Origin of the sequence: Cellulosimicrobium protaetiae (assembly GCF_009708005.2) — a bacterium.
Classification (GTDB): domain Bacteria; phylum Actinomycetota; class Actinomycetes; order Actinomycetales; family Cellulomonadaceae; genus Cellulosimicrobium; species Cellulosimicrobium protaetiae.
This window is the reverse complement of the sequence record NZ_CP052757.1, coordinates 2,666,878-2,689,418: the sequence shown is the minus strand read 5'-3', so window position 1 is coordinate 2,689,418 and position 22,541 is coordinate 2,666,878. Positions and strand designations below refer to the sequence as shown.

The 22,541-nt window shown below is 72.1% G+C and carries 16 protein-coding genes; 5 read left to right on the top strand and 11 right to left on the bottom strand.

What is annotated here, in order from left to right:
• Positions 1 to 63 precede the first annotated feature (63 nt).
• Positions 64 to 3,096 carry an excinuclease ABC subunit UvrA gene (gene uvrA / locus FIC82_RS11325; RefSeq protein WP_154798615.1) on the bottom strand — a complete coding sequence of 1,011 codons (3,033 nt, stop codon included), beginning with the start codon at positions 3,094 to 3,096 and terminating at the stop codon, positions 64 to 66.
• 138 nt (positions 3,097 to 3,234) lie between these two features.
• On the opposite strand from uvrA, the gene FIC82_RS11320 reads away from it, so the two are divergent.
• Both FIC82_RS11320 and FIC82_RS11315 read left to right on the top strand, forming a co-directional pair.
• Positions 3,235 to 3,942, top strand: coding sequence for an MBL fold metallo-hydrolase (locus tag FIC82_RS11320; protein WP_154798614.1), 708 nt, complete (start codon positions 3,235 to 3,237; stop codon positions 3,940 to 3,942).
• Positions 3,943 to 4,038: 96 nt separating this feature from the next.
• Entirely contained in the window at positions 4,039 to 4,338 is a 300-nt protein-coding gene (locus FIC82_RS11315; RefSeq protein ID WP_154798613.1) for a YciI family protein, read from the top strand.
• A gap of 67 nt (positions 4,339 to 4,405) precedes the next feature.
• Here the strand turns inward: FIC82_RS11315 and FIC82_RS11310 are convergent, their stop codons facing one another.
• The 4 genes from FIC82_RS11310 to uvrB all read right to left on the bottom strand — a co-directional run bounded on the left by FIC82_RS11310 (position 4,406) and on the right by uvrB (position 10,060).
• The gene (locus tag FIC82_RS11310) at positions 4,406 to 5,503 is read right to left on the bottom strand and encodes a protein kinase family protein (protein ID WP_168731767.1); all 1,098 of its coding nucleotides are present in this window, start codon (positions 5,501 to 5,503) and stop codon (positions 4,406 to 4,408) included.
• Between the two features lie 30 nt (positions 5,504 to 5,533).
• Complete coding sequence (locus tag FIC82_RS11305; RefSeq protein WP_154798612.1) at positions 5,534 to 6,664, bottom strand: TerC family protein; 1,131 nt, start codon at positions 6,662 to 6,664, stop codon at positions 5,534 to 5,536.
• The gene (locus tag FIC82_RS11300; RefSeq protein WP_154798611.1) at positions 6,664 to 7,668 is read right to left on the bottom strand and encodes a TerC family protein; all 1,005 of its coding nucleotides are present in this window, start codon (positions 7,666 to 7,668) and stop codon (positions 6,664 to 6,666) included. The genes FIC82_RS11305 and FIC82_RS11300 overlap by 1 nt, the downstream gene beginning before the upstream one ends.
• Positions 7,669 to 7,951: 283 nt before the next feature.
• Complete coding sequence (gene uvrB / locus FIC82_RS11295) at positions 7,952 to 10,060, bottom strand: excinuclease ABC subunit UvrB (RefSeq protein ID WP_154798610.1); 2,109 nt, start codon at positions 10,058 to 10,060, stop codon at positions 7,952 to 7,954.
• Positions 10,061 to 10,306: 246 nt separating this feature from the next.
• On the opposite strand from uvrB, the gene FIC82_RS11290 reads away from it, so the two are divergent.
• Positions 10,307 to 11,656, top strand: a complete 1,350-nt coding sequence (locus FIC82_RS11290) for a choice-of-anchor A family protein (RefSeq protein WP_154798609.1) — start codon at positions 10,307 to 10,309, stop codon at positions 11,654 to 11,656.
• Positions 11,657 to 11,729: 73 nt separating this feature from the next.
• Here the strand turns inward: FIC82_RS11290 and FIC82_RS11285 are convergent, their stop codons facing one another.
• The 3 genes from FIC82_RS11285 to FIC82_RS11275 form a co-directional block, all read right to left on the bottom strand.
• Entirely contained in the window at positions 11,730 to 12,347 is a 618-nt protein-coding gene (locus FIC82_RS11285; protein WP_154798608.1) for a pyroglutamyl-peptidase I, read from the bottom strand.
• Positions 12,344 to 12,985: a dephospho-CoA kinase gene (coaE, locus tag FIC82_RS11280; protein WP_154798607.1), complete on the bottom strand. Its 642-nt coding sequence runs from the start codon at positions 12,983 to 12,985 to the stop codon at positions 12,344 to 12,346. The genes FIC82_RS11285 and coaE overlap by 4 nt, the downstream gene beginning before the upstream one ends.
• A gap of 61 nt (positions 12,986 to 13,046) precedes the next feature.
• On the bottom strand, positions 13,047 to 13,583 hold the full coding sequence (locus FIC82_RS11275) for a MarR family winged helix-turn-helix transcriptional regulator (protein WP_253691063.1): 537 nt from the start codon (positions 13,581 to 13,583) through the stop codon (positions 13,047 to 13,049).
• 158 nt (positions 13,584 to 13,741) lie between these two features.
• On the opposite strand from FIC82_RS11275, the gene FIC82_RS11270 reads away from it, so the two are divergent.
• A complete protein-coding gene (locus tag FIC82_RS11270; RefSeq protein WP_154798605.1) occupies positions 13,742 to 15,709 on the top strand; it encodes an ABC transporter ATP-binding protein in 1,968 nt (655 codons plus the stop codon).
• Positions 15,710 to 15,924: 215 nt separating this feature from the next.
• Here FIC82_RS11270 and rpsA read toward each other — a convergent pair whose 3' ends face one another.
• Both rpsA and FIC82_RS11260 read right to left on the bottom strand, forming a co-directional pair.
• Entirely contained in the window at positions 15,925 to 17,409 is a 1,485-nt protein-coding gene (rpsA, locus tag FIC82_RS11265; protein ID WP_047232834.1) for a 30S ribosomal protein S1, read from the bottom strand.
• Between the two features lie 229 nt (positions 17,410 to 17,638).
• A complete protein-coding gene (locus tag FIC82_RS11260) occupies positions 17,639 to 18,664 on the bottom strand; it encodes a 6-phosphofructokinase (protein ID WP_168731766.1) in 1,026 nt (341 codons plus the stop codon).
• 228 nt (positions 18,665 to 18,892) lie between these two features.
• Between FIC82_RS11260 and FIC82_RS11255 the strand changes: the two genes are divergently transcribed.
• Complete coding sequence (locus FIC82_RS11255) at positions 18,893 to 19,756, top strand: class I SAM-dependent methyltransferase (RefSeq protein ID WP_154798604.1); 864 nt, start codon at positions 18,893 to 18,895, stop codon at positions 19,754 to 19,756.
• A 7-nt stretch (positions 19,757 to 19,763) separates the two neighbouring features.
• Here the strand turns inward: FIC82_RS11255 and polA are convergent, their stop codons facing one another.
• Positions 19,764 to 22,466 carry a DNA polymerase I gene (polA, locus tag FIC82_RS11250; protein WP_154798603.1) on the bottom strand — a complete coding sequence of 901 codons (2,703 nt, stop codon included), beginning with the start codon at positions 22,464 to 22,466 and terminating at the stop codon, positions 19,764 to 19,766.
• Positions 22,467 to 22,541 lie beyond the last annotated feature (75 nt).

The following is a 22,541-nucleotide window of genomic DNA, read 5'->3' as shown; positions in this document are numbered from 1 at the left end:
GGGGACGCGGCGCCGCGGGCTCACGGCCGGAGCTCGTGCCGTCGCTCCCCGGCCGGGCCGGGGCTAGGCCGCGGACGCCTTGCGGCGCGACCGCGTCGTGCCCTCGTCCGTCGCCCGCCGGGCCTTGGCCGACCGCCCCTTCGTGCCCTTCGCGACAGGCTCCTGCGCGGCGCCGGGCTTCGTGGGTTCACCGACCGGCACCGGGCCGTGCTGGTCGAGGATCTCCGCGAGGAACCGGCCGGTGTGGCTCGCCTCGACGCGCGCGACCTGCTCGGGCGTGCCCTGCGCGACGACCTTGCCCCCGCCCGAACCGCCCTCGGGGCCCATGTCGACGACCCAGTCCGCGCTCTTGATGACGTCGAGGTTGTGCTCGATGACGAGGACGCTGTTGCCCTTGTCGACGAGCGACTGCAGCACCCCGAGGAGCTTGCGGATGTCCTCGAAGTGCAGGCCCGTCGTCGGCTCGTCGAGCACGTAGATCGTGCGCCCGGTCGAGCGCTTCTGGAGCTCGCTCGCGAGCTTCACGCGCTGCGCCTCGCCGCCCGAGAGCGTCGGGGCAGGCTGCCCGAGACGGACGTAGCCGAGGCCGACCTCGACGAGCGTCTTGAGGTGCCGCGAGATCGCCGGGACGGCCGCGAAGAACTCCGACGCCTCCTCGATGGGCATGTCGAGGACGTCCGCGACGGTCTTGCCCTTGAAGTGCACCTCGAGCGTCTCGCGGTTGTAGCGCGCGCCGTGGCACACCTCGCACGGCACGTAGACGTCCGGCAGGAAGTTCATCTCGATCTTCAGCGTGCCGTCGCCTGAGCACGCCTCGCAGCGGCCGCCCTTGACGTTGAACGAGAAGCGGCCGGGCGTGTACCCGCGCACCTTGGCCTCGGTCGTCTCCGCGAAGAGCTTGCGCACGTGGTCCCACACGCCCGTGTACGTCGCCGGGTTCGACCGCGGTGTGCGCCCGATCGGGCCCTGGTCGACGTGCACGACCTTGTCGAGGTGGTCGAGGCCCGTGACGCGCGTGTGCCGACCCGCGACCTGGCGCGCACCGTTGAGCTCGTTGGCGAGCACCGTGTAGAGGATGGAGTTCACCAGGGTCGACTTGCCCGACCCCGACACCCCGGTCACGGCGGTGAACGTCCCGAGCGGGAAGCTCACGTCGATGCCCGTGAGGTTGTGCTCGCGCGCGCCGACGACCTTGACCTGACGGCCCGGGTCCGTGGGGCGACGCTGGGCCGGGAGCGGGATGCTCCGACGGCCCGAGAGGTAGGCGCCGGTCACCGACTCCGGGGCCTCGAGCAGCCCCGCGTAGTCGCCGGAGTGCACCACGCGCCCGCCGTGCTCGCCGGCCCCCGGGCCGATGTCGACGACCCAGTCCGCGGTACGGATGGTGTCCTCGTCGTGCTCGACGACGATGAGCGTGTTGCCGAGGTCACGGAGCCGGGTCAGGGTCTCGATGAGGCGGCGGTTGTCGCGCTGGTGCAGGCCGATGCTCGGCTCGTCGAGGACGTAGAGCACGCCGACGAGGCCCGACCCGATCTGCGTCGCGAGCCGGATGCGCTGCGCCTCGCCGCCGGACAGCGTCGCCGCCGGGCGCTCCAGCGAGAGGTAGTCGAGGCCGACGTCGAGCAGGAAGCCCAGCCGCGCGTCGATCTCCTTGAGCACCTCCGTCGCGATCGCGCGCTCGCGTGCGCCGAGCTCGAGCGACCCGAGGAACGCCGCGGCCTCGCGCAGCGGGAGGCGGCACACGTCCCAGATCGACCTGCCGCCGACCTTGACCGCCAGCACCTCGGGCTTGAGGCGCGCGCCCCGGCACACGGGGCACGGGACCTCGCGCATGAAGGCCTCGTACTTCTCCTTCGACCAGTCCGACTCGGTCTCGGTGTGCCGACGTTCCAGGAACGTGATGACGCCCTCGAACCCGGTCGAGTACTGGCGCTCGCGGCCCCAGCGGTTCTTGTACCGCACGTGGACCTGGTGGTTCTGCCCGTGCAGCACGGCCTTCTTCGCGCGCTCGGGCAGGGCCCGCCACGGCGTGTCCATGGAGAACCCGAGGTCGTCCGCGAGCGCCGTGAGGACGCGCTCGAAGTACTCCGAGGAGATCTGCGCCCACGGCGCCACCGCACCCTCGGCCAACGACTTCTCGACGTCCGGCACCACGAGGTCGGGGTCGACCTCGAGGCGGAAGCCGATGCCGGTGCACTCGGGGCACGCGCCGTAGGGCGCGTTGAAGGAGAACGTGCGCGGCTCGATCTCGTCGAGCGCGAGCTCGTGGTCGTTGGGGCACGCGCGCTTCTCGGAGAAACGGCGCTCGCGCGCCGGGTCGTCCGCGTCGGCGTCGACGAGCTCGATGACGACGAGCCCGCCCGCGAGGCCGAGCGCGGTCTCGACGGAGTCCGTGAGCCGGCGCTGCACGCCCTCGCGCGCCACGAGGCGGTCGACGACGACCTCGATGTCGTGCTTGAGCTTCTTCTCGAGCGCGGGGACGTCGGTGAGCGTGCGCACCTCGCCGTCGACCCGGGCGCGCGCGAAGCCCTTGGTCTGGAGCTCCTTGAAGAGCTCGGAGTACTCGCCCTTGCGCCCACGGACCACGGGCGCGAGCACCTGGTACCGCGTGCCCTCAGGCAGCTCGAGGAGGCGGTCGACGATCTGCTGCGGGGTCTGCGCCGTCACGCGCTCACCGCACACCGGGCAGTGCTGCGTGCCCGCGCGCGAGAACAGAAGACGCAGGTAGTCGTAGACCTCGGTGATGGTGCCGACGGTCGAGCGCGGGTTGCGGTTCGTGGACTTCTGGTCGATCGACACCGCGGGTGACAGACCCTCGATGAAGTCGACGTCGGGCTTGTCCATCTGCCCGAGGAACTGGCGCGCGTACGCGGACAGCGACTCGACGTAGCGGCGCTGACCCTCCGCGAAGATGGTGTCGAACGCGAGCGACGACTTGCCCGAGCCGGAGAGCCCCGTGAAGACGATGAGCTTGTCCCGCGGGAGGTCGAGGTCGACGTTGCGGAGGTTGTGCTCGCGGGCACCGGAGATGACGAGGCGATTGCTCACCGCAGCATCGTACGACCGACCACCCACATTCGCACAGGTGTTCGACATCACCTTCGCAGGCCCACCGGCGAACGCTCACCCGAGCCTCACGGGGTGGGCAGGTGCTCCCTCGGCCCGCGGCCGGGCCCTCGCAGGCGCGTGCCGTCCCGGTGCCGTTCCCTCCGGCCCCCGGGGCACACTGTCGGCATGACGTACACCGGACAGGTCGTGGTGGGCGGGCCGGGCGACGTGCGACACCTCGACGAGGTCGTGATCCGCAAGGTCGCCGTCGGGCCGCTCGCGAACGACGTCTACCTGCTCACGTGCCGACGCACCGGCGCGCAGGTCCTCGTCGACGCGGCGGACTCGCCCGACGACGTCCTCGCCCTGGTCCGGGCGGGCTCGCCCACGGCACGGCTCGACGTCGTCGTCACGACCCACCGCCACCTCGACCACCTGCGGGCGCTCGGCCCGGTCGTCGCCGCCACGGGCGCCGCGGTCGCGGTCGGAGACCCGGACGCCGAGGCCGTCGCTGCGGCCACGGGCGTACCCGTCGCGCGGCGTCTTCGGCACGGGGACGTCCTGCGCGCCGGGGACGTCGTGCTCGAGGTCGTCGCGCTGCGCGGGCACACGCCGGGCTCCGTCGCGCTGGCCTACCGCGAACCCGCCGTCGTCCACGAGCCCGAGGCGGCGGCGGGCCGGGTGCACCTGTTCACGGGCGACTCGCTCTTCCCGGGCGGCGTCGGGAACACCCAGCGCGACCCGGCCCGCTTCGAGCGGTTGCTCACGGACGTCACCGAGCGCGTCTTCGACCGGTTCGACGACGCGACGTGGGTCTACCCCGGACACGGCGCCGACACGACCCTCGGCGCCGAGCGGCCTCACCTCGGCGAGTGGCGTGAGCGCGGCTGGTAGCAGACCGCAGGCGACCAGACCCCGGAGGCCACCGTGGTGACGACCGAGGCGCGGACCCGGCCGCGCGCCGTCGGGCGGGCCTGGTTGACTGACGGCATGCCGATCCACGCCGTCACCTACGTCTACGCCGACCGCGCCCCCGAGCTCGACGCCCTGCGTCCGGAGCACCGTGCGTTCCTGGGAGACCTGTACGCCAGGGGCACGCTCCTGGCGTCCGGCCCGCTGCCCGCGCACGAGGGAGCTCCTGCCGGGGCCCTGCTCGTCCTCGACGGGGAGACGCCCGACGCCGTCGCCGCGGTCCTCGACGAGGACCCGTTCGGGCGGGTGGGCCTCGTCGCCGAGCGCACGGTGCGTCCGTGGGCGCCGGTCATCGGCGACTGGGCCGACCGCGCCTGACCGGGGTCTCCCTCCCGGCGCGCGCCCACCGCCCGGGGCGGGAGTCCGCTCCGCTCCCCGGGACGGCTCACCGCGAGCGGTCGCGCCCGGGCGGGCCGTTCCGGACGAGTCGTCGGATCGCCTCCCACGGATACGGCGTCTCCCGGCTCTCCCGTTGGAACGCGCGGTAGAAGTCCCCGACCACCGCCGCGACCGGGGCGTGCCGGGACAGCGTCGCCGCGACCGCCGCGGGGGCGCCCGCCGGAAGGCTGCCCTGAGCCCAGGAACGCACGAGCGCGCGGCGCTCGTCGGGACCGCACCCGTACAGGGCGACGGCCAGCCAGCTCACCAGGTGGGTGACGCTATAGCGGTCGTCGTACTCCTGGTGCGCGGCGACGAAGTCGACCTCGTCGCGCGAGAGGTCGAAGGCTGACGAGATCGCGAGACCGAAGTCGGCGAAGTAGAGACGCTCACCGTCGGTCAGGACGTTCTCGAAGTGCGTGTCGAAGTGCAGCAAGCCACGTGACCTCATGAACGCGATCCCGGCGCTCAGCCCGTCCTCCACCAGCGCGCAGGCGCGCTCGGCGGTCTCGCCACCCGCCTCGACCTGCGCGCCGAGCCAGTCGTGCAGCGTCTGCGGGACGTACTCCAGGAACAGCACGATGCTCGCCGAGGAGTCCCGCAGGGCCTCGAGCCGGCGACGCACCGCCGTGCCGCCGCCCCAGTACTCGACGGCACGCTCGACGTCGGCCAGCTCGTCGGGCAGGGGTCGGCCGGCGTCGGGGAGCACCCGCCAGTGGTGCATCAGGGGAAAGCCCTCGTGCTCCCCGGCGATCACCCAGCCCGTCGTCATGACGTGCACGGCCAGCTCCCGCCAGGATCCGAAGCCCGCGGCGCCGATGGTGCCGACGCCGTAGTGGCAGAAGGTCGGGAGGTCGAACAGGTTCGCCGTGGAGCGGACGTTCCTCGCCTGTCGCTCGAGGTCGGTCAGTCGTACGTGCTTGACGAACACGGGTGTGCCGTCGACGTCGAGCAGCGCCGTCTCCCCGCCGATGCCGGCGCCGATCCGCGGGGCCGTATCCACGAGCCCGCTCAGCTCGACGTCGCTGCGCAGCGACAGCGCGGTGGCGACCGCTGCGTGCGCGGCCAGGCGGGACGCGCGGGACCTGTCGGGCCGGGCTGGCACCGTCTCGCTCCGCGGCTCGTCGGGCACGCGCTACCGCGCGGCGCCGTCCTGCGGGCCCGTGCCCCACGGCGGCGCCTCGCCGGCCGACGCGACCTCCTCGACGGTCTCGTCCGCGGGCGCCACGACCGCGTCCTCGACGGGACCGGCGACGTCGCTCGCGGCGGCCGTCGCGTCCGGGCCGTCCTGGGCGTGCAGCGCCCGCGTCCGCAGCAGGCTCGCGACGGTGGTGACGGCGAGCGCACCGATGATCACGACGAGCGACAGCCAGATCGGGACGGTCGGCACGGCGTCGAGGTGCTCGCCGCCGTTGATGAACGGCAGGGTGTTCTCGTGCAGCGCCTCGAGGATCAGCTTCACGCCGATGAACCCGAGGATGACTGCGAGACCGATCGGCAGGTAGACCAGCCGCTCGAGCAGGCCCCCCAGCAGGAAGTAGAGCTGGCGCAGGCCCATGAGCGCGAAGACGTTCGTCGTGAAGACGATGAACGGGTCCTGCGTGAGCCCGAAGATCGCGGGGATCGAGTCGAACGCGAAGAGCAGGTCGGTACTGCCGATCGCGAGGAACACGATGACGAGCGGCGTGAAGACCCGCTTGCCGTCCTCGATCGTGCGCAGCCGGCCGCCGTCGTACTGCGTACCGAGCGGCAGCACGCGACGCAGCGCCCGCACGGCACGGTTCTCGTGGTACTCCTCGGGCTCGTCCCCGCCGGCCACGAGCTTGATCGCCGTGTAGACGAGGAACGCGCCGAACAGGTAGAACACCCACACGAACTGCGCGATGATCGCCGCGCCCGCGAGGATGAACGCCCCGCGCAGGACGAGTGCGACGATGATGCCGACCATCAGCACGCGCTGCTGCTGGTCCCGCGGGACCGCGAACCGCGCCATGATGATGACGAACACGAAGAGGTTGTCCACGGAGAGGCTGTACTCCGTGAGCCACCCCGCGTAGAACTCCCCGGCCGGTGCCGCCCCGCCCACCGCGCCGACGACCGCCCCGAAGACGAGGGCGAGCGCGACGTAGAAGCCGACCCACAACGCGCTCTCGCGCATCGAGGGGACGTGGGGGCGGCGCCCCACGACGAACAGGTCGACGAGGAGCAGGACGGCGAGCGCCGAGAGCGACGCCCACTCGAACCAGACGGGGAGCTCGTGGACCATCAGCGTGAGCCCTCCGAGCTCTCGACGGAGCGTCGACGGTCGGCGCGGTCCTTGGCGAGGCTCGCGACCGTGGTGATGGTGAGCACGACGACGATGAACCCGAGGGACAGCGCGGTCGGGATCTCCGGGATGGCGGTGATGTGCTCGCCGCCGTTGATGAACGGCACCTCGTTCTTGTGCAGCGCGTGGATGAGGAGCTTGACGCCGATGAAGCCGAGGATCGCCGCGAGGCCGTACGCGAGGTAGACGAGGCGGTCGAGGAGGCCGTCGATGAGGAAGTAGAGCTGGCGCAGGCCGAGGAGCGAGAACGCGTTCGCGGCGAACACGAGGTAGGTCTCCTGCGTGAGGCCGAAGATCGCGGGGATCGAGTCGACCGCGAAGAGCAGGTCCGCGCTGCCGATCGCGATCATGACGATGAGCATCGGCGTGATGTAGCGCTTGCCGTCGATCTTCGTCGTCATCTTGTCCTCGACGTACGTCTCCGTCGTCGGGAAGAGGCGGCGGGTCAGGCGGAGCGCGCCGTTCTCGTGGAACTCCTCGTCGTGGTTCTGCCCGGCCTTGATCTGCGTCCAGGCCGTGTAGAGGAGGAACGCACCGAAGACGTAGAAGATCCAGCTGAAGTTCTCGATCAGGGCCGCGCCGAGGAGGATGAAGATCGTCCGCAGGACCAGCGCGATCGTGATGCCGATGAGCAGCACCTTCTGCTGGTAGAGCCGCGGGACGCGGAAGCTCGTCATGATGAGGACGAACACGAAGAGGTTGTCGACCGACAGGCTCTTCTCGGTGATGTACCCGGCGAAGTACTCGCCGCCGTACGTCGAGCCCCAGACGGCCCAGACGATCCCACCGAAGGCCACCGCGATCGCGACGTAGCCCGCGGACCACCAGCTGGCCTCGCGCAGGCTCGGGGCGTGCGGCGTGCGCACATGGCCGACGTAGTCGACGGCGAGCATCGCGAGGATCACGCCGATGGTGACGAGCCAGGCCCAGACAGGCACATCCATGAAGATTCCTCCGGTACGTGGGGAGCACTGTGTACCGAAGGTCTCTTCCGCCACGCACCGCCACGCGCACCCGCACGGGACGCGGGCTGGTGGTTGCGGGACCGGTGACACCGGGCCGACGACTGCGCCGGCCGTGATGACGACATCACCGTGTGGGAATACTCCCCCTCGCTGAGGAGCCAGCATAGGCCATGGCTCCTCCTGACGTGACAACACCACGCCACCGTGGACTGTTCCTCGCGCGCCCGACGCGCGGGGTGCACCAGGCCGGGACGGCGGCCGATCAGGCGGTCGCGGCCTGCATCTGCCGCAGCTCCTTCTTGAGCCCCGAGATCTCGTCACGCAGCCGGGCGGCCAGCTCGAACTGCAGCTCTCCCGCAGCCGCGTGCATCTGGTCGCTGAGCTCCTGGATGAGCTGGGCGAGGTCGCTCGCCGCCGCGCCGGCGAGGCGGTTGCCCGACGACGCGCCCTCCTTGGGTCCGCCCGGCACCGGCGCCTTGCCCTTCGCGCCCTTGCCCGGCTGCCGGTACCCGCCCGCGAGCAGCTCGGCCGTGTCGACGTCCTCGCGCGCGAGCATGTCCGTCACGTCCGAGATCCGCTTGCGCAGCGGCGTCGGGTCGACCCCGTGCTCCGTGTTGTACGCGATCTGCCGCTCGCGACGGCGCTCGGTCTCCTCGATCGCCGCGGCCATCGCGGGCGTGATCTTGTCCGCGTACATGTGCACCTGGCCGGAGACGTTGCGGGCCGCGCGGCCGATCGTCTGGATGAGCGACTTGGGCGACCGGAGGAAGCCCTCCTTGTCGGCGTCGAGGATCGCGACGAGCGACACCTCGGGCAGGTCGAGGCCCTCGCGCAGGAGGTTGATGCCGACGAGGACGTCGTACTCGCCGAGGCGCAGCTCGCGCAGGAGCTCGACCCGCCGCAGCGTGTCGACCTCCGAGTGCAGGTACCGGACCCGCACGTCCTTCTCGAGGAAGTAGTCCGTGAGGTCCTCGGCCATCTTCTTGGTGAGCGTCGTGACGAGCACGCGCTCGTTGCGCTCGACGCGCTCGCGGATCTCGTGGAGCAGGTCGTCGATCTGGCCCGTGGTGGGCTTGACGATCACCTCCGGGTCCACGAGCCCGGTGGGACGGATGATCTGCTCGACCACGCCGTCCGCCATGGAGAGCTCGTAGTCGCCGGGGGTGGCCGACAGGTAGACGGTCTGGCCGATGCGCTCGACGAACTCCTCCCAGCGCAGCGGACGGTTGTCCATCGCGCTCGGCAGGCGGAACCCGTGGTCGACGAGGCTGCGCTTGCGCGACATGTCCCCCTCGAACATCGCGCCGATCTGCGGGACAGTCACGTGCGACTCGTCGATGACGAGGAGGAAGTCCTCGGGGAAGTAGTCGAGCAGCGTGTTGGGCGGCGACCCCGCCTCGCGCCCGTCGATGTGCCGCGAGTAGTTCTCGATCCCCGACGCGGTGCCGATCTGGCGCATCATCTCGATGTCGTACGTCGTGCGCATGCGCAGCCGCTGCGCCTCGAGCAGCTTGTTCTGCCGCTCGAGCTCGTCGAGCCGGTCCGCGAGCTCGGCCTCGATCGAGGAGATCGCGCGCTCCATGCGCTCGGGACCCGCGACGTAGTGCGTCGCCGGGAACACGTGGATGCTCGGCTCGGAGCGGACGACCTCGCCCGTGAGGGGGTGCAGGGTCTGGATGCTCTCGATCTCGTCGCCGAAGAACTCGATGCGGACCGCGAGCTCCTCGTACACCGGGATGATCTCGACGGTGTCGCCGCGCACGCGGAAGGTGCCGCGCGTGAACGCCATGTCGTTGCGCGCGTACTGCATCGTCACGAACTGCCGCAGCAGGTCGTCGCGCTCGACCTGCATACCGACGTCGAGCCGGACCATGCGGTCGACGTACTCCTGCGGCGTGCCCAGGCCGTAGATGCAGGACACGGACGCGACCACGACGACGTCCCGCCGGGTGAGCAGCGAGCTCGTCGCCGAGTGCCGCAGCCGCTCGACCTCGTCGTTGATCGACGAGTCCTTCTCGATGTACGTGTCCGTCTGCGCGATGTACGCCTCGGGCTGGTAGTAGTCGTAGTACGAGACGAAGTACTCGACGGCGTTGTTCGGCAGCAGCTCCCGGAACTCCGTCGCGAGCTGCGCCGCGAGGGTCTTGTTCGGTGCCATGACGAGCGTCGGCCGCTGCAGCTCCTCGATCAGCCACGCCGTGGTGGCCGACTTCCCGGTACCCGTCGCACCGAGCAGCACGACGTCTTTCTCCCCCGCGCGGATGCGCTGCGAGAGGTCCGCGATGGCCGTCGGCTGGTCACCCGACGGCTGGTACTCGGAGATGACCTCGAACGGGGCGGTGGCGCGCTGGAGATCGGTCACGGGACGCATGTCCCCACGGTACGTCGAGCCACCCACACGGACCCTGTCGCGCACCCTCGCGGAAGCCGACCGGGCCCTGACGGGAAATCACCCCGCCGTAATTTGGAAGGTGTCATGCGCAACCTCTAGGGTCGCCTCGACCCTGCCAGCTCCCCACCGCCCGTGGAGCCGCACCGACAGCACCGACGACGGGCGACGGAGTCCGACCGCAGTACGTCAGCGCCGCTAACGAAACCTCGACCTGGAGCCGACACCATGCGCCTGCACCCCGCGCGCCCCCGCGGAATCCCTCTGCTCGTCCTGTCCGCGCTCGCCCTGACGACGGCCGGCCTCGCCGCCCCCGCGGCCGCGGCACCGGCGTTCACGACCGACGACGTCTGCACGGCCGGGGCGAGCGACCGCCCCGTCGGCGTGTACACGCTCGCGGAGATCGACGACGCCGGGGTCGGGATCTGGGCCGGCGGCGGGCTCACCGTCACGACGGCGACCGAGCTCGAGGGTCGCGTCGTCGTGGGCGAGGACGCGGACTTCTCCGGCGCCGGGACCCTGAACGTCGGGACCGCGGGGGGCGGCGGGTCGGCGATCGCGCCCGCCGGCGGCACGGACATGCTCGTGGTCGGCGGTGACCTCGCGACGGCGCCGAACCTCCAGGTAGGGCTTCACGCCTCGGCGGGCGGCAACGTCGTCGTCGGGGGGACGATCACCGGCGCACCCGTAGGCACCGAGAGCTTCAACGACCGCACCGCACCGGGCACGGTCCGCCAGGGCGTAGGCCGCGACGTCGCCCTCGCGCCCTACTCGGGGCTCCCCGGTCTCGTGGACGCGATCGCCGCCGACGCGGCGCAGGACGCGCTCCCGGTCACCCCGAAGGACGGCGCCCTGACCGTGACGGCAGGCTCGCGCTACACGCTCACCGCTGCCGCGGCGAAGAGCCTCACGCGGCTCGACGTCACGGGCTCGGGCCCGGTCCTGCTCACGGTAACGGGTACCGACGTCGCGATCCCGGGCCTCCAGCACGTGACCTACGCGGGCGAGCGCGTGTTCCAGTCGACGCAGTACCTCTCGTCGCACTTCCTGTGGAGCTTCCCGGAGGCGACGCAGGTCCGGCTCGGCACGAACGACCAGTTCCCGGGGACGGTCGTCGTCCCGGGGACGGACTCGACCCTGACGCTCGCGACGTCGACCAACGGGCGGATCCTCGCCAACGGCGAGGTCGCGTACACCGGCGGAGCCGGCATCGAGCACCACAACTACCCGTTCGCCGGCCCGTGCCCGTCCACCCCGCTCGTCGAGGAGCCGAAGCCGGAGCCGACGCCCGAGGGCCCGAACCCTGGCGAAGGCGTGACGACGCCGCCGACGGACGGGGAGACGCCGGCCGTCGAGGAGCCGGGTGAGCCCACGGAGGAGAGCACCCCCGCGGCGGAGACCTCGGCTGCGCCCGGGCCCGACGCCACCCCGGTGGCCGCCGAGCAGGACGACGCCGCGCCGGAGGGCGGCCTCGCCACGACGGGCGCCTCGGTCGTCGTCCTGGGCGTGGTGGCCGCGCTGCTGCTCGCCGGTGGCGCGACCATCCTCGTCGTGGCCCGCCGACGCGCGACGAGCTGACCGCTCAACGCGAGTGCGCACGAGGGCCCGGCAGGCACGACCTGCCGGGCCCTCGGCGTCTCCCGCTGCAGCCTCAGTTCTCCGTGCCGGCCGCGAGGACCGGCTCGGGTGCGCCGAGGAGCGCCTGCCGCACGACCGCGGCCACGGCCGTCACCTGGTCCTCGACCGGCACGGCGTCGGCCCCCGGGACGTGGACGAACCCGGCCTGCCGTCCGGGCTCGGCACCCCAGCGGTGCATGAGGGCGTAGAAGACGTCGTTGCACACGTACGTCCCGGCCGTGCTCGACACCTCCACCGGGACGCCGGCCGCCCGGACCGCCGCGAGCGACGCCTTGAGCGGGAGCGTCGACCAGTAGCCCACCGGCGCCGCGGCGACCACGGGCTCGTCGACCGGCTGGTCGCCAGCGTTGTCGGGGATCCGCGCGTCGCGGACGTTCACCGCCACGCGCTCCAGGCGCACGCGGGTCGCCCCGCCCGCCAGCCCGAGCGCGACCACGACGGTGGGGGCGTGCTCGCGGACCGCCGCGTCGAGCGCAGGCCAGGCACCGCCGAACGTCACGGGCAGCCGCACCGCGACCACGCGCTCGCCCACGAGCTCTTCCCCGCGCTCCGCGAGCCGCTCCGCGGTCTCCCACGACGGGTTGTCGACGGCGCCGTCGAACGGCTCGAACCCGCTGACCACAACCGTCATGCCTCGTGCTCCTCGATCTCCGCCTGGACCTCGGCGTCGACCTCGGCCCGCACACGCACCCAGAGCTCGTCGACCTGCGCCCGCAGGTCCTCCGGCGAGCCGGAGCCGTCGAGCGTCACGTCCGCGACGGCGAGACGCGACGCGTCGTCGGCCTGGGCCGCGAGGCGCGCGCGGGCCTCCTCCTCGCTCAGCCCGCGCCCCTCGACGAGCCGGCCCACCCGCACCTCCGCGGGCGTGTGCACGACCACGACGCAGTGGAACCGTGCGGGGTCACCGGTCTCGACGAGGAGGGGGATGTCGTGCACGACGACGGCCCGGGGGTCGGCCGCGCCCGCGGCCGCCTCGCGCTCGGCCGCGAGCCGGCGGACCTCCGGATGGACGATCGCGTTGAGGCGTTCGCGTGCGGCGTCATCGCCGAACACGAGGTTCCCGAGCGCGGCCCGGTCGAGCGACCCGGCACCGTCGAGCACACCCGGCCCGAACGCCTCGACGACCTCGTCGAGCCCCACGGTCCCGGGCGCGACGGCGTCGCGGGAGAGCCCGTCGTAGTCCACGACGACGGCGCCGAGCTCGGCGAAGCGTGCGAGCGCGACGGACTTCCCCGCTGCGATTCCTCCGGTCAGGCCGATGCGAAACATGCGCCCCATCCTGCCAGCCGGTGCGCGACCTCGCGCCGGGACGCTCGTTCGTCGCGACCGCTCAGCGCTGCGTCCCCGATCCGCCGTCGCTCTCCGGGCGACGCCCCGGGTCGCCGTCCCGCTCGCCGGCGACCGCGCGCAGGAGGCGAAGGAGCTCGGCGCGCTCGACGGCGTCGAGCCGGGCGAGCATCGTCCCCGCGCTCGACGACCGCTCGGCGCCCACCTGCTCGACGACGGCGCGCCCGCTCAGCGTGAGCTCGACGAGGGTCGCCCTCCGGTCGTGCGGGTCGGGGGTGCGCCGGACGAGCCCAGCGCGCTCGGCGTCGTCGACCTTGGACGTCACCGATCTCGGCGCGACGTCGAGCGCGGACGCCACCGCGCCGAGACGGCAGGGTCCGTCGCACCGTGCGAGGAAGCGCAGCATGCGGAACTGTCCGGGGGTCGTCCCCGCCGGCTCGAGCCGCTCGCTGGCCTCGCGACGCACGGTGCGCAGCGCGCCGTGCAGGAGCGCGAGGAACTCCCCCGCCTCGTCGGCCGTCGACGGCGTCACCGTCCGGGGCACGCCGGTCGCGGCACTTGCTGTCGCATCGCTCGTCACGAGGCCGAGCGTACCCGGGAGCACTCCGACTTGTGATATGAACTCATAGTGAGGTAGGCTCACTATCGTTTTGAGTGCGAGCGGTCCACGAGACCGCGCCCGTCGACGCCCCCAGCCCGCCGACGGACGACGCACCCCTCCCCCACCCAGGAGGCCCCATGTCATTCACGTCACCACTCCCCGGCGCCGGCGGCGGGCGCGGCATGCGCTCGTTCCGCCAGGACTCCTCCGTCGCGTCCCGTCGGCTGCACCGCGGCACGATCCGGCGCGTCCTCACCTTCGCCCGGCCGTACCGGCGCCAGCTCGCGGCCTTCCTCGTGCTCATCTCGATCGACGCCGCCGCGGGCGCCGTCACGCCCCTGCTCTTCCAGCGGATCATCGACGACGGCATCACCGCCGGCGATGCCGGCGTCGTCGTCGGCTTGTCGCTCGTCGCCGCCGGGCTCGCTGTGCTCTCCGGCGCACTCGGCGTCGCCCAACGCTGGTTCTCCTCGCGCATCGGCGAGGGACTCATCGTCGACCTGCGCACCGCCGTCTTCGACCACGTCCAGCGGATGCCGCTCGCGTTCTTCAGCCGCACCCGGACCGGCGCGCTCGTCCAGCGCCTCAACGGCGACGTCCTCGGCGCGCAGCAGGCGTTCACGTCGACGCTCTCGAACGTCTTCTCGAACCTCCTCACCGTCGTGTTCGTCCTCGCCGCGATGCTCTCCATGTCCTGGCAGCTCACGCTGCTCGCCCTCACCCTGCTGCCCGCGTTCGTGCTCCCGGCCCGCTGGGTCGGCAAGCGCCTCGCTGCGATCACGCGCGAGAGCTACGAGCTCAACGCCGAGGCAGCGCAGACCATGAACGAGCGGTTCAACGTCGCGGGCGCCCACCTCGTCAAGGTCTTCGGCGACCCGGCCCGCGAGTCCTCCCGGTTCGCCGCCCAGGCCCGCCGCGTCCGCGACATCGGCGTGAAGCAGGCCATGTACGGCACGGTCTTCCGGGTCGGTCTCACGGTCGTCGCCTCCGTCGCGGTCGCGATCGTCTACGGCCTCGGCGGCGTCATGGCGATCTCGGGCTCGCTCACGGTCGGTACCGTCGTCGCGCTCACCGCCTACCTCGGGCGCCTCTACGGCCCGCTGACGGCCATGTCCAACGTCCAGGTCGACGTCATGACCGCGCTCGTGAGCTTCGAGCGCGTGCTCGAGGTGCTCGACCTCGAGCCCACCGTCACCGACGCGCCCGACGCCGACGACCTCACCGAGGCCGTCGATCGTGAGGGCGCGAGCCTCGAGCTCGACGGCGTGACGTTCCGCTACCCGAGCGCCTCCGAGGTCTCCCTCGCCTCGCTCGAGTCGGTCGCGGTCGAGGGGGCGGACCCCACCACCGACACGCTGCACGACGTCTCGTTCTCCGTTCCCGCCGGGGCGATGGTCGCGCTCGTCGGTTCGTCAGGCGCCGGCAAGACGACGGTCTCCCAGCTCGTCACGCGCATGTACGACCCGAGCGCGGGCCACGTGCGGATCGCCGGTCGCGACCTGCGCGACGTCACGCAAGGGAGCCTGCACGACGCCGTCGGCGTGGTCACGCAGGAGGCCCACCTCTTCCACGACTCGATCGCGGAGAACCTCCGGTACGCCAGGCCGGACGCGACCGACGCCGAGCTCGAGGCCGCGCTGCGGCGCGCGCACGTGTGGGACGTCGTCGCTGCGCTGCCGTCGGGGATGGACACGGTCGTCGGCGACCGCGGCTACCGGATGTCCGGCGGGGAGCGCCAGCGTCTCGCCATCGCGCGCGTCTTCCTCAAGGCGCCGCAGCTCGTCGTCCTCGACGAGGCGACGGCGCACCTCGACTCCGGCTCCGAGGCCGCCGTCCAGGCGGCCCTCGCCGAGGCTCTGCGCGGGCGCACATCCCTCGTGATCGCACACCGGCTCTCGACGGTCCGCGAGGCGGACCTCATCGTCGTGCTCGACGCCGGCCGCGTCGTCGAGACGGGCACGCACACCGAGCTGCTCGCCCGCGACGGCCGGTACGCCGAGCTCTACCGGACGCAGTTCGCCGACTCGTCCCAGCCGTCGACCACCGACCCGGCCAAGACCCCGGCTCCGGCGACGGCCGCCCCGGCGACCGCCGCCACAAGCTGACCGCCGGACCGCCTTCCCCTCGGCCCGCCGAGCAGGCGATCCTGGTTCGCCGAGCAGGTGGTCCTGGTTCGTCCGCGAGCGCTGACGAACCAGGACCACCTGTTCGGCGGTGTCTACGGATGGCGGGGATGGCGAAGGCCCGCCACCCCGAGGGGGTGGCGGGCCTTCGCGCGACCTTCGACGGGTCCGCCGGGACGGCGGACGTCGTCAGGAGATCAGTTGCCGGTGAGCTTCTCGCGGAGCGCGGCGAGCGCCTCGTCCGACGCGAGCGTGCCCGTCGCCTCGGCGGCCGGGGCCGACGAGTAGGACGTGCTGCTCGAGGACGACGACGAGCTCGAGGAGCCCGAGTCGCCCGACGCGGCGTCGAAGTCGGCCTTGACGGCCTCGGCGACCTGCTTGCGGTGCGCCTCCCAGCGCTCGTGGGCCTTGGCGTACTCCGCCTCCCACGCCTCGCGCTGCGTCTCGAAGCCCTCGAGCCACTCGTTGGTCTCCGGGTCGAAGCCCTCGGGGTACTTGTAGTTCCCCTGCTCGTCGTACTCGGCGGCCATGCCGTAGAGCGCGGGGTCGAAGTCGTCCGACTCCGGGTCCACGCCCTCGTTGGCCTGCTTGAGCGAGAGCGAGATGCGGCGACGCTCGAGGTCGATGTCGATGACCTTGACGAAGACCTCGTCACCGACGTTGACGACCTGCTCCGGCAGCTCGACGTGGCGCACGGCCAGCTCCGAGATGTGCACGAGGCCCTCGATGCCGTCCTCGACGCGCACGAACGCGCCGAACGGGACGAGCTTGGTGACCTTGCCCGGCACGACCTGACCGATCGCGTGGGTCCGGGCGAACGTCTGCCACGGGTCCTCCTGCGTCGCCTTCAGCGACAGTGAGACGCGCTCGCGGTCGAAGTCGACGTCCAGGACCTCGACCGTGACCTCCTGGCCGACCTCGACGACCTCGGACGGGTGGTCGATGTGCTTCCAGGACAGCTCGGAGACGTGCACGAGGCCGTCGACGCCGCCGAGGTCCACGAACGCACCGAAGTTGACGATCGAGGAGACGACACCGGGGCGCACCTGGCCCTTCTGCAGCGTCTGCAGGAAGGTGGAGCGGACCTCGGACTGCGTCTGCTCGAGCCACGCACGGCGCGAGAGGACGACGTTGTTGCGGTTCTTGTCGAGCTCGATGATCTTCGCCTCGATCTCCTTGCCGACGTACGGCTGGAGGTCGCGGACACGACGCATCTCCACGAGGGAGGCCGGGAGGAAGCCACGGAGGCCGATGTCGAGGATGAGACCACCCTTGACGACCTCGATGACGGTGCCGGTGACGACGCCGTCCTCCTCCTTGATCTTCTCGATCGTGCCCCAGGCGCGCTCGTACTGGGCGCGCTTCTTGGACAGGATCAGACGGCCTTCCTTGTCCTCCTTCTGGAGGACGAGGGCCTCGACCGCGTCGCCGACGTTGACGACCTCACCGGGGTCCACGTCGTGCTTGATGGACAGCTCGCGGGAGGGGATGACGCCCTCGGTCTTGTAGCCGATGTCGAGGAGGACCTCGTCGCGGTCCACCTTGACGATCGTGCCTTCGACGATGTCGCCGTCGTTGAAGTACTTGATGGTCGCGTCAACGGCGGCGAGGAAGTCCTCCTCGGTGCCGATGTCGTTGACGGCAACCTGGGGTGCGGACTTCGCGGGGGTAGAGATGGTCATTGAGTTCGATGCTCCGATGCGGACAGGTGTAGTCGAGCGGGTAGGGTTCTCGGCGCGTCGCTGCCGCTGGACCGTGGACCGGGCGACGTCATGGTTGGCGTCAGGGTCCGGGACGAAGGCAGGCGCAACGCACCGCCGTCCACCTTATCGGGGTGTCACCCCGGTGGTCAACGCGACAGGGGGCGCGTCCACCAGCCTCCTCCGCCCCGCACCCGTCGGCCGTGGCGCGTCACGCGAGCACGCGCGCGACGCGCAGCAGCTCCTCCGGGACACGCTTCGGTCGGCCCGCGACCTCCGCCAGCGGCACGAGCTCGACGCGCTCGCCCCGCAGCGCCGTCATCACGCCCGACGTCCCCGCGCTCACCGCGTCGACGGCCGCGACACCGAACCGGCTGCCGAGGATGCGGTCGGTGGGCGTCGGCTCCCCGCCGCGCTGCACGTGCCCGAGCACCGTGAGCCGCGTGTCGAACCCGGTCCGCTCCGCGATCTCCGCGCTGACGCGCTCGCCGATCGACCCCGCGACGATCTCGCCGAACCGGCCGAGCTGCTGCGTGAACTCCATCGACGAACCCTCGCGCGGGACGGCGCCCTCCGCGACGACGACGATCGAGAAGTTCGCGTGCGCCCGGTGCCGGTGCCGCAGGAACTTCACCAGCTGGTCGATGTCGAAGGGCTCCTCGGGAGCGAGGACGACCTCGGCACCGCCCGCGATGCCCGAGTTGACCGCGATCCACCCGGCGTGACGACCCATGACCTCGACGACCATCACGCGGTTGTGGCTCTCCGCCGTCGTGTGCACGCGGTCGAGGGCCTCGGTCGCGATGTTCACCGCGGTGTGGAACCCGATGGACAGGTCCGTGCCCTCGACGTCGTTGTCGATCGTCTTGGGGATCGCGACGATCTTGACGCCCGCCTCGGCGACGCGGCTCGCGGCGTGGAGCGTGCCGTCACCCCCGATGCAGATGAGCGCGTCGAGGTGCTCCGCCTCGACCGTCGCGAGCACGGCATCCATGCTGCCGTCCTCCTCGCGCGGGTGGAACCGGGCCGTGCCCAGCAGCGTCCCGCCGACCGGCAGCACGTTGCGGATGTCCTGGCGCCCGAGCGGGTGCACGTCGCCGTCGACCACACCGCGCCACCCGTTGCGGAAGCCGATGATGGTGTGCCCGTACTCCCCCGTCCCCTGCTTGACCACGGCCCGGATCGCCGCGTTCAGGCCGGGGCAGTCGCCTCCGCCGGTGAGAAGTCCGATGCGCACCTGTTCCTCCGTCTCGTCGTCGCGTCGCGCGGCCTCGCGCGCGTGCCCGGCGTCGACGGAGGTGCCGACCTCCGCGGCACCGCGTCACCGTCCACCCTAGTCAACCGTGCGACGCAGGTCACGGCGCGTCCCGGCCCGCGGGCACGCCGACGACCAAGGTCCCGCGGGTCCGGGCCGTGCGGCGCGGGACAGCACCCCGTAGAGCCTCGCGCCCGGGAGAATGGCGGCATGAGCGCGCCCCCTCCCCTCGTGCCACCACAGGTTCCGGCCCCGGACGACGTCGGCGCGCCCGGGCCGACGGCGGACGCCGGCTACCGGGACGTGCCCGACGCCGAGGGCGGTCGGGCCGGGCGCGGGTGGTGGGACGCGAACGCCGCCGAGTACCTCGACGAGCACGGGGCGTTCCTCGGCGCGGCGGACTTCTGCTGGTGCCCCGAGGGCCTGCGGGAGCGCGACGCCCGGCTGCTCGGGGACGTGGCAGGCCGTCGCGTGCTCGAGGTCGGCGCCGGGGCCGCGCAGTGCTCGCGCTGGCTCGTCGCGCAGGGCGCCCGGGCGGTCGCCACGGACGTCTCCCGGGGGATGCTCGCCGCGGGCGCGGCGCTCGACCGGGCGACGGGGATCCGGGTGCCCGTCGTTCAGGCGGACGCGCGCCGGCTGCCCTTCGCCGACGACACCTTCGACGTCGCGTTCACGTCGTTCGGCGCGCTCCCGTTCGTCCCCGACGCCGACGCGGTGCACCGCGAGGTCGCGCGGGTCCTGCGGCCGGGCGGCACGTGGACGTTCTCCGTCACGCACCCCACGCGCTGGGCCTTCCCCGACGACCCGAGCGAGCACGGGCTCACCGCGAACCGCTCCTACTTCGACCGTCGGCCCTACGTCGAGACGGACGACGCCGGTCGCGTCGTCTACGCGGAGTACCACCGCACGCTGGGCGACCACGTGCGCGAGGTGGTCGCCGCCGGGCTGGAGGTACGCGACGTCGTCGAGCCGGAGTGGCCTGCCGACAACGCCGAGGTGTGGGGCGGGTGGGGGCCGGTGCGCGGCGCCTACCTGCCCGGGACGGCGATCTTCCGTACGCGCCTCCCGGGCTGACGGCCGGTCAGTGGCCCGCCTCGTGCCACGTCGCACCGACACCGACCGAGACGTCGAGGGGCACGTCGAGGTCCGCCGCCGCACCCATCTGCGTGCGCAGCACCTCCTCGACGGTGTCGCGCTCGCCCGGCGCGACCTCGACCACGAGCTCGTCGTGCACCTGGAGGAGGAGCCGCGAGCGCAGCCCGCGCTCGTCGATCGCGCGCTGGACGTTGAGCATGGCGACCTTGATGATGTCGGCCGCGCTCCCCTGGATGGGCGCGTTGAGGGCCATGCGCTCCGCCATCTGGCGGCGCTGCCGGTTGTCGCTCGTGAGGTCGGGCAGGTACCGGCGGCGCCCGAGGATGGTCGCGGTGTAGCCGGTCGCGCGCGCCTCGTCGACGACGCCCGTCAGGTAGTCGCGGACGCCGCCGAAGCGCTCGAAGTAGTCGTCCATGAGCTTCTGCGCCTCGCCCACCTCGATGGTGAGCTGCTGGGAGAGCCCGAAGGCCGAGAGCCCGTACGCCAGCCCGTAGGACATCGCCTTGATCTTCGACCGCATCGCGGGCGTGACCGCGTCCGCCGGCACCTCGAAGACCCGTGAGCCGACGTAGGAGTGCAGGTCCTCGCCCGAGCGGAACGCCTCGATGAGCCCCTCGTCGCCCGACAGGTGCGCCATGATGCGCATCTCGATCTGGCTGTAGTCGGCGGTCATGAGCGTCTCGTAGCCCTCACCCACGACGAACGCGCGCCGGATGCGCCGGCCCGCCTCGGTGCGGATCGGGATGTTCTGCAGGTTCGGGTCGGTCGAGCTGAGCCGGCCCGTCGCCGCGATCGTCTGCTGGAACGTCGTGTGGATCCGCCCGTCGTCCGCGACGGACTTGAGCAGGCCCTCGACCGTCTGGCGCAGGCGCGACGCGTCGCGGTGTGCGAGCAGGTGCTCGAGGAACGGGTGCTGGGTCTTGACGAAGAGGTCCGCGAGCGCCGACGCGTCGGTCGTGTAGCCCGTCTTGATCTTCTTCGTCTTGGGCATGCCGAGCTGGTCGAACAGGACTTCCTGGAGCTGCTTGGGCGAGCCCAGGTTCACCTCCCGCCCGATCACCGCGTACGCCTCGGCCGCGGCCGTCGCGACGAGGTCGCCGAAGTGCTGCTCGAGCTCGCGCAGGTACTCGACGTCCGCCGCGATGCCGCGCTGCTCCATGCGCGAGAGCACCTGGGAGAGCGGGAGCTCGAGATCGGTGAGGAGCGTCGTGGCGCCGCGGTCCTCGAGTTCCCCCGCGAGCACGTCGCCGAGCTGGGCGACGGCGAGCGCGCGTACCGCGTCGCGCTCCTGCTCGCCGTTGCCGTCGAGCGAGAGGTCAAGGGCGCCCTGCGCGTCGTTGCCGGACTCCGTGTCCGAGCGCAGCTCGCGGTGCAGGTGGCGCACGACGAGGTCGCCGAGGTCGTAGCCGCGCTGGTCGGGATGGCACAGGTAGGCGGCGAGCTCGGTGTCGAAGGTCACGCCCGCGAGGTCGTAGCCGCGCGCCGCGAGCTCGTGCCAGGCGGACTTCGCGCCGTGCACGACCTTCGGCCGCCCCGGGTCCGCGAGCCACGCGGCGAGCGCCTCGTCGTCGGCGCCCGCGACGTCGGCGAGCTCGAGAGCGACGGCCGCCCCGGCATCGTCGGACAGAGCGAGACCCCAGGCGTCCCCGCCGCCCGGAACCGCCTTGCCCGCCACCTCGACCCCGATCCGACCGCCGTGCTCCGCCAGCCAGGCGCCGAGGCCGCCGGGCAGGACGTCGGCGAGCTCGACGTCGAACCCCGCCTCCGTCTCGACCTCGCCCTCGGGCGCGATCGCGAAGAGCCGGTCGCGCAGGGCGCGGAACTCGAGCGCGTCGAGGACGCGGTGCGCGGCCTCGCGGTCCCACGGGCGCGTCGCGAGGTCGTCCGGGCCGACCGGGAGCTCGAGGTCGCGCAGGAGCGCGTTGAGCCGCCGGTTGAGGCGTACCTGGTCGAGGTGCGCGCGCAGGTTCTCCCCCGCCTTGCCCTTGATCTCGTCCGCGTGCTCGAGCAGGCCGTCGAGGTCGCCGTAGGCCGTGATCCACTTCGCGGCCGTCTTGGGGCCGACGCCGGGGATGCCCGGCAGGTTGTCCGAGGTCTCCCCCACGAGCGCTGCCAGGTCGCTGTACCGCTCGGGCGGGACTCCGTACTTCTCGACGACGGCCGCGCCGTCCATGCGCGCGAGCTCGGAGACGCCCTTCTTCGGGTACAGCACGGTGACGTCCTCGCCGATGAGCTGGAAGGAGTCCCGGTCGCCCGAGCAGACGAGGACCTCCATCCCGGCGTCCGCGCCCTGGGTCGCGAGGGTCGCGAAGATGTCGTCCGCCTCGTAGCCCTCGCGCTCGAGCGTCGGGATGTGCAGCGTCTCGAGGATCTCCTTGATGAGCGGGACCTGGCCGCGGAAGGGCTCGGGGGTGGACTCGCGCGTGCCCTTGTAGGTCGGCAGGATCTCGGTGCGGAACGACTGGCGGCCCGCGTCGAACGCGACGGCGACGTGCGTCGGCTCCTCGTCCCGCAGGAGGTTGATGAGCATCGACGTGAACCCGTACACCGCGTTCGTGTGCTGCCCCGTGGTCGTCGAGAAGTTCTCCGCCGGGAGCGCGAAGAACGCGCGGTAGGCCATGGAGTGTCCGTCGATGAGCAGGAGGCGAGGTCGCGCGGAGGTCGTCACGGGTGCCAACCTACAGTCCATGACCGACACGCACGGCCCCGACCGGACCACCGACCCCACCGCGCCCGCGCCCGCCGAGACGGGGTCCCCCGGGGC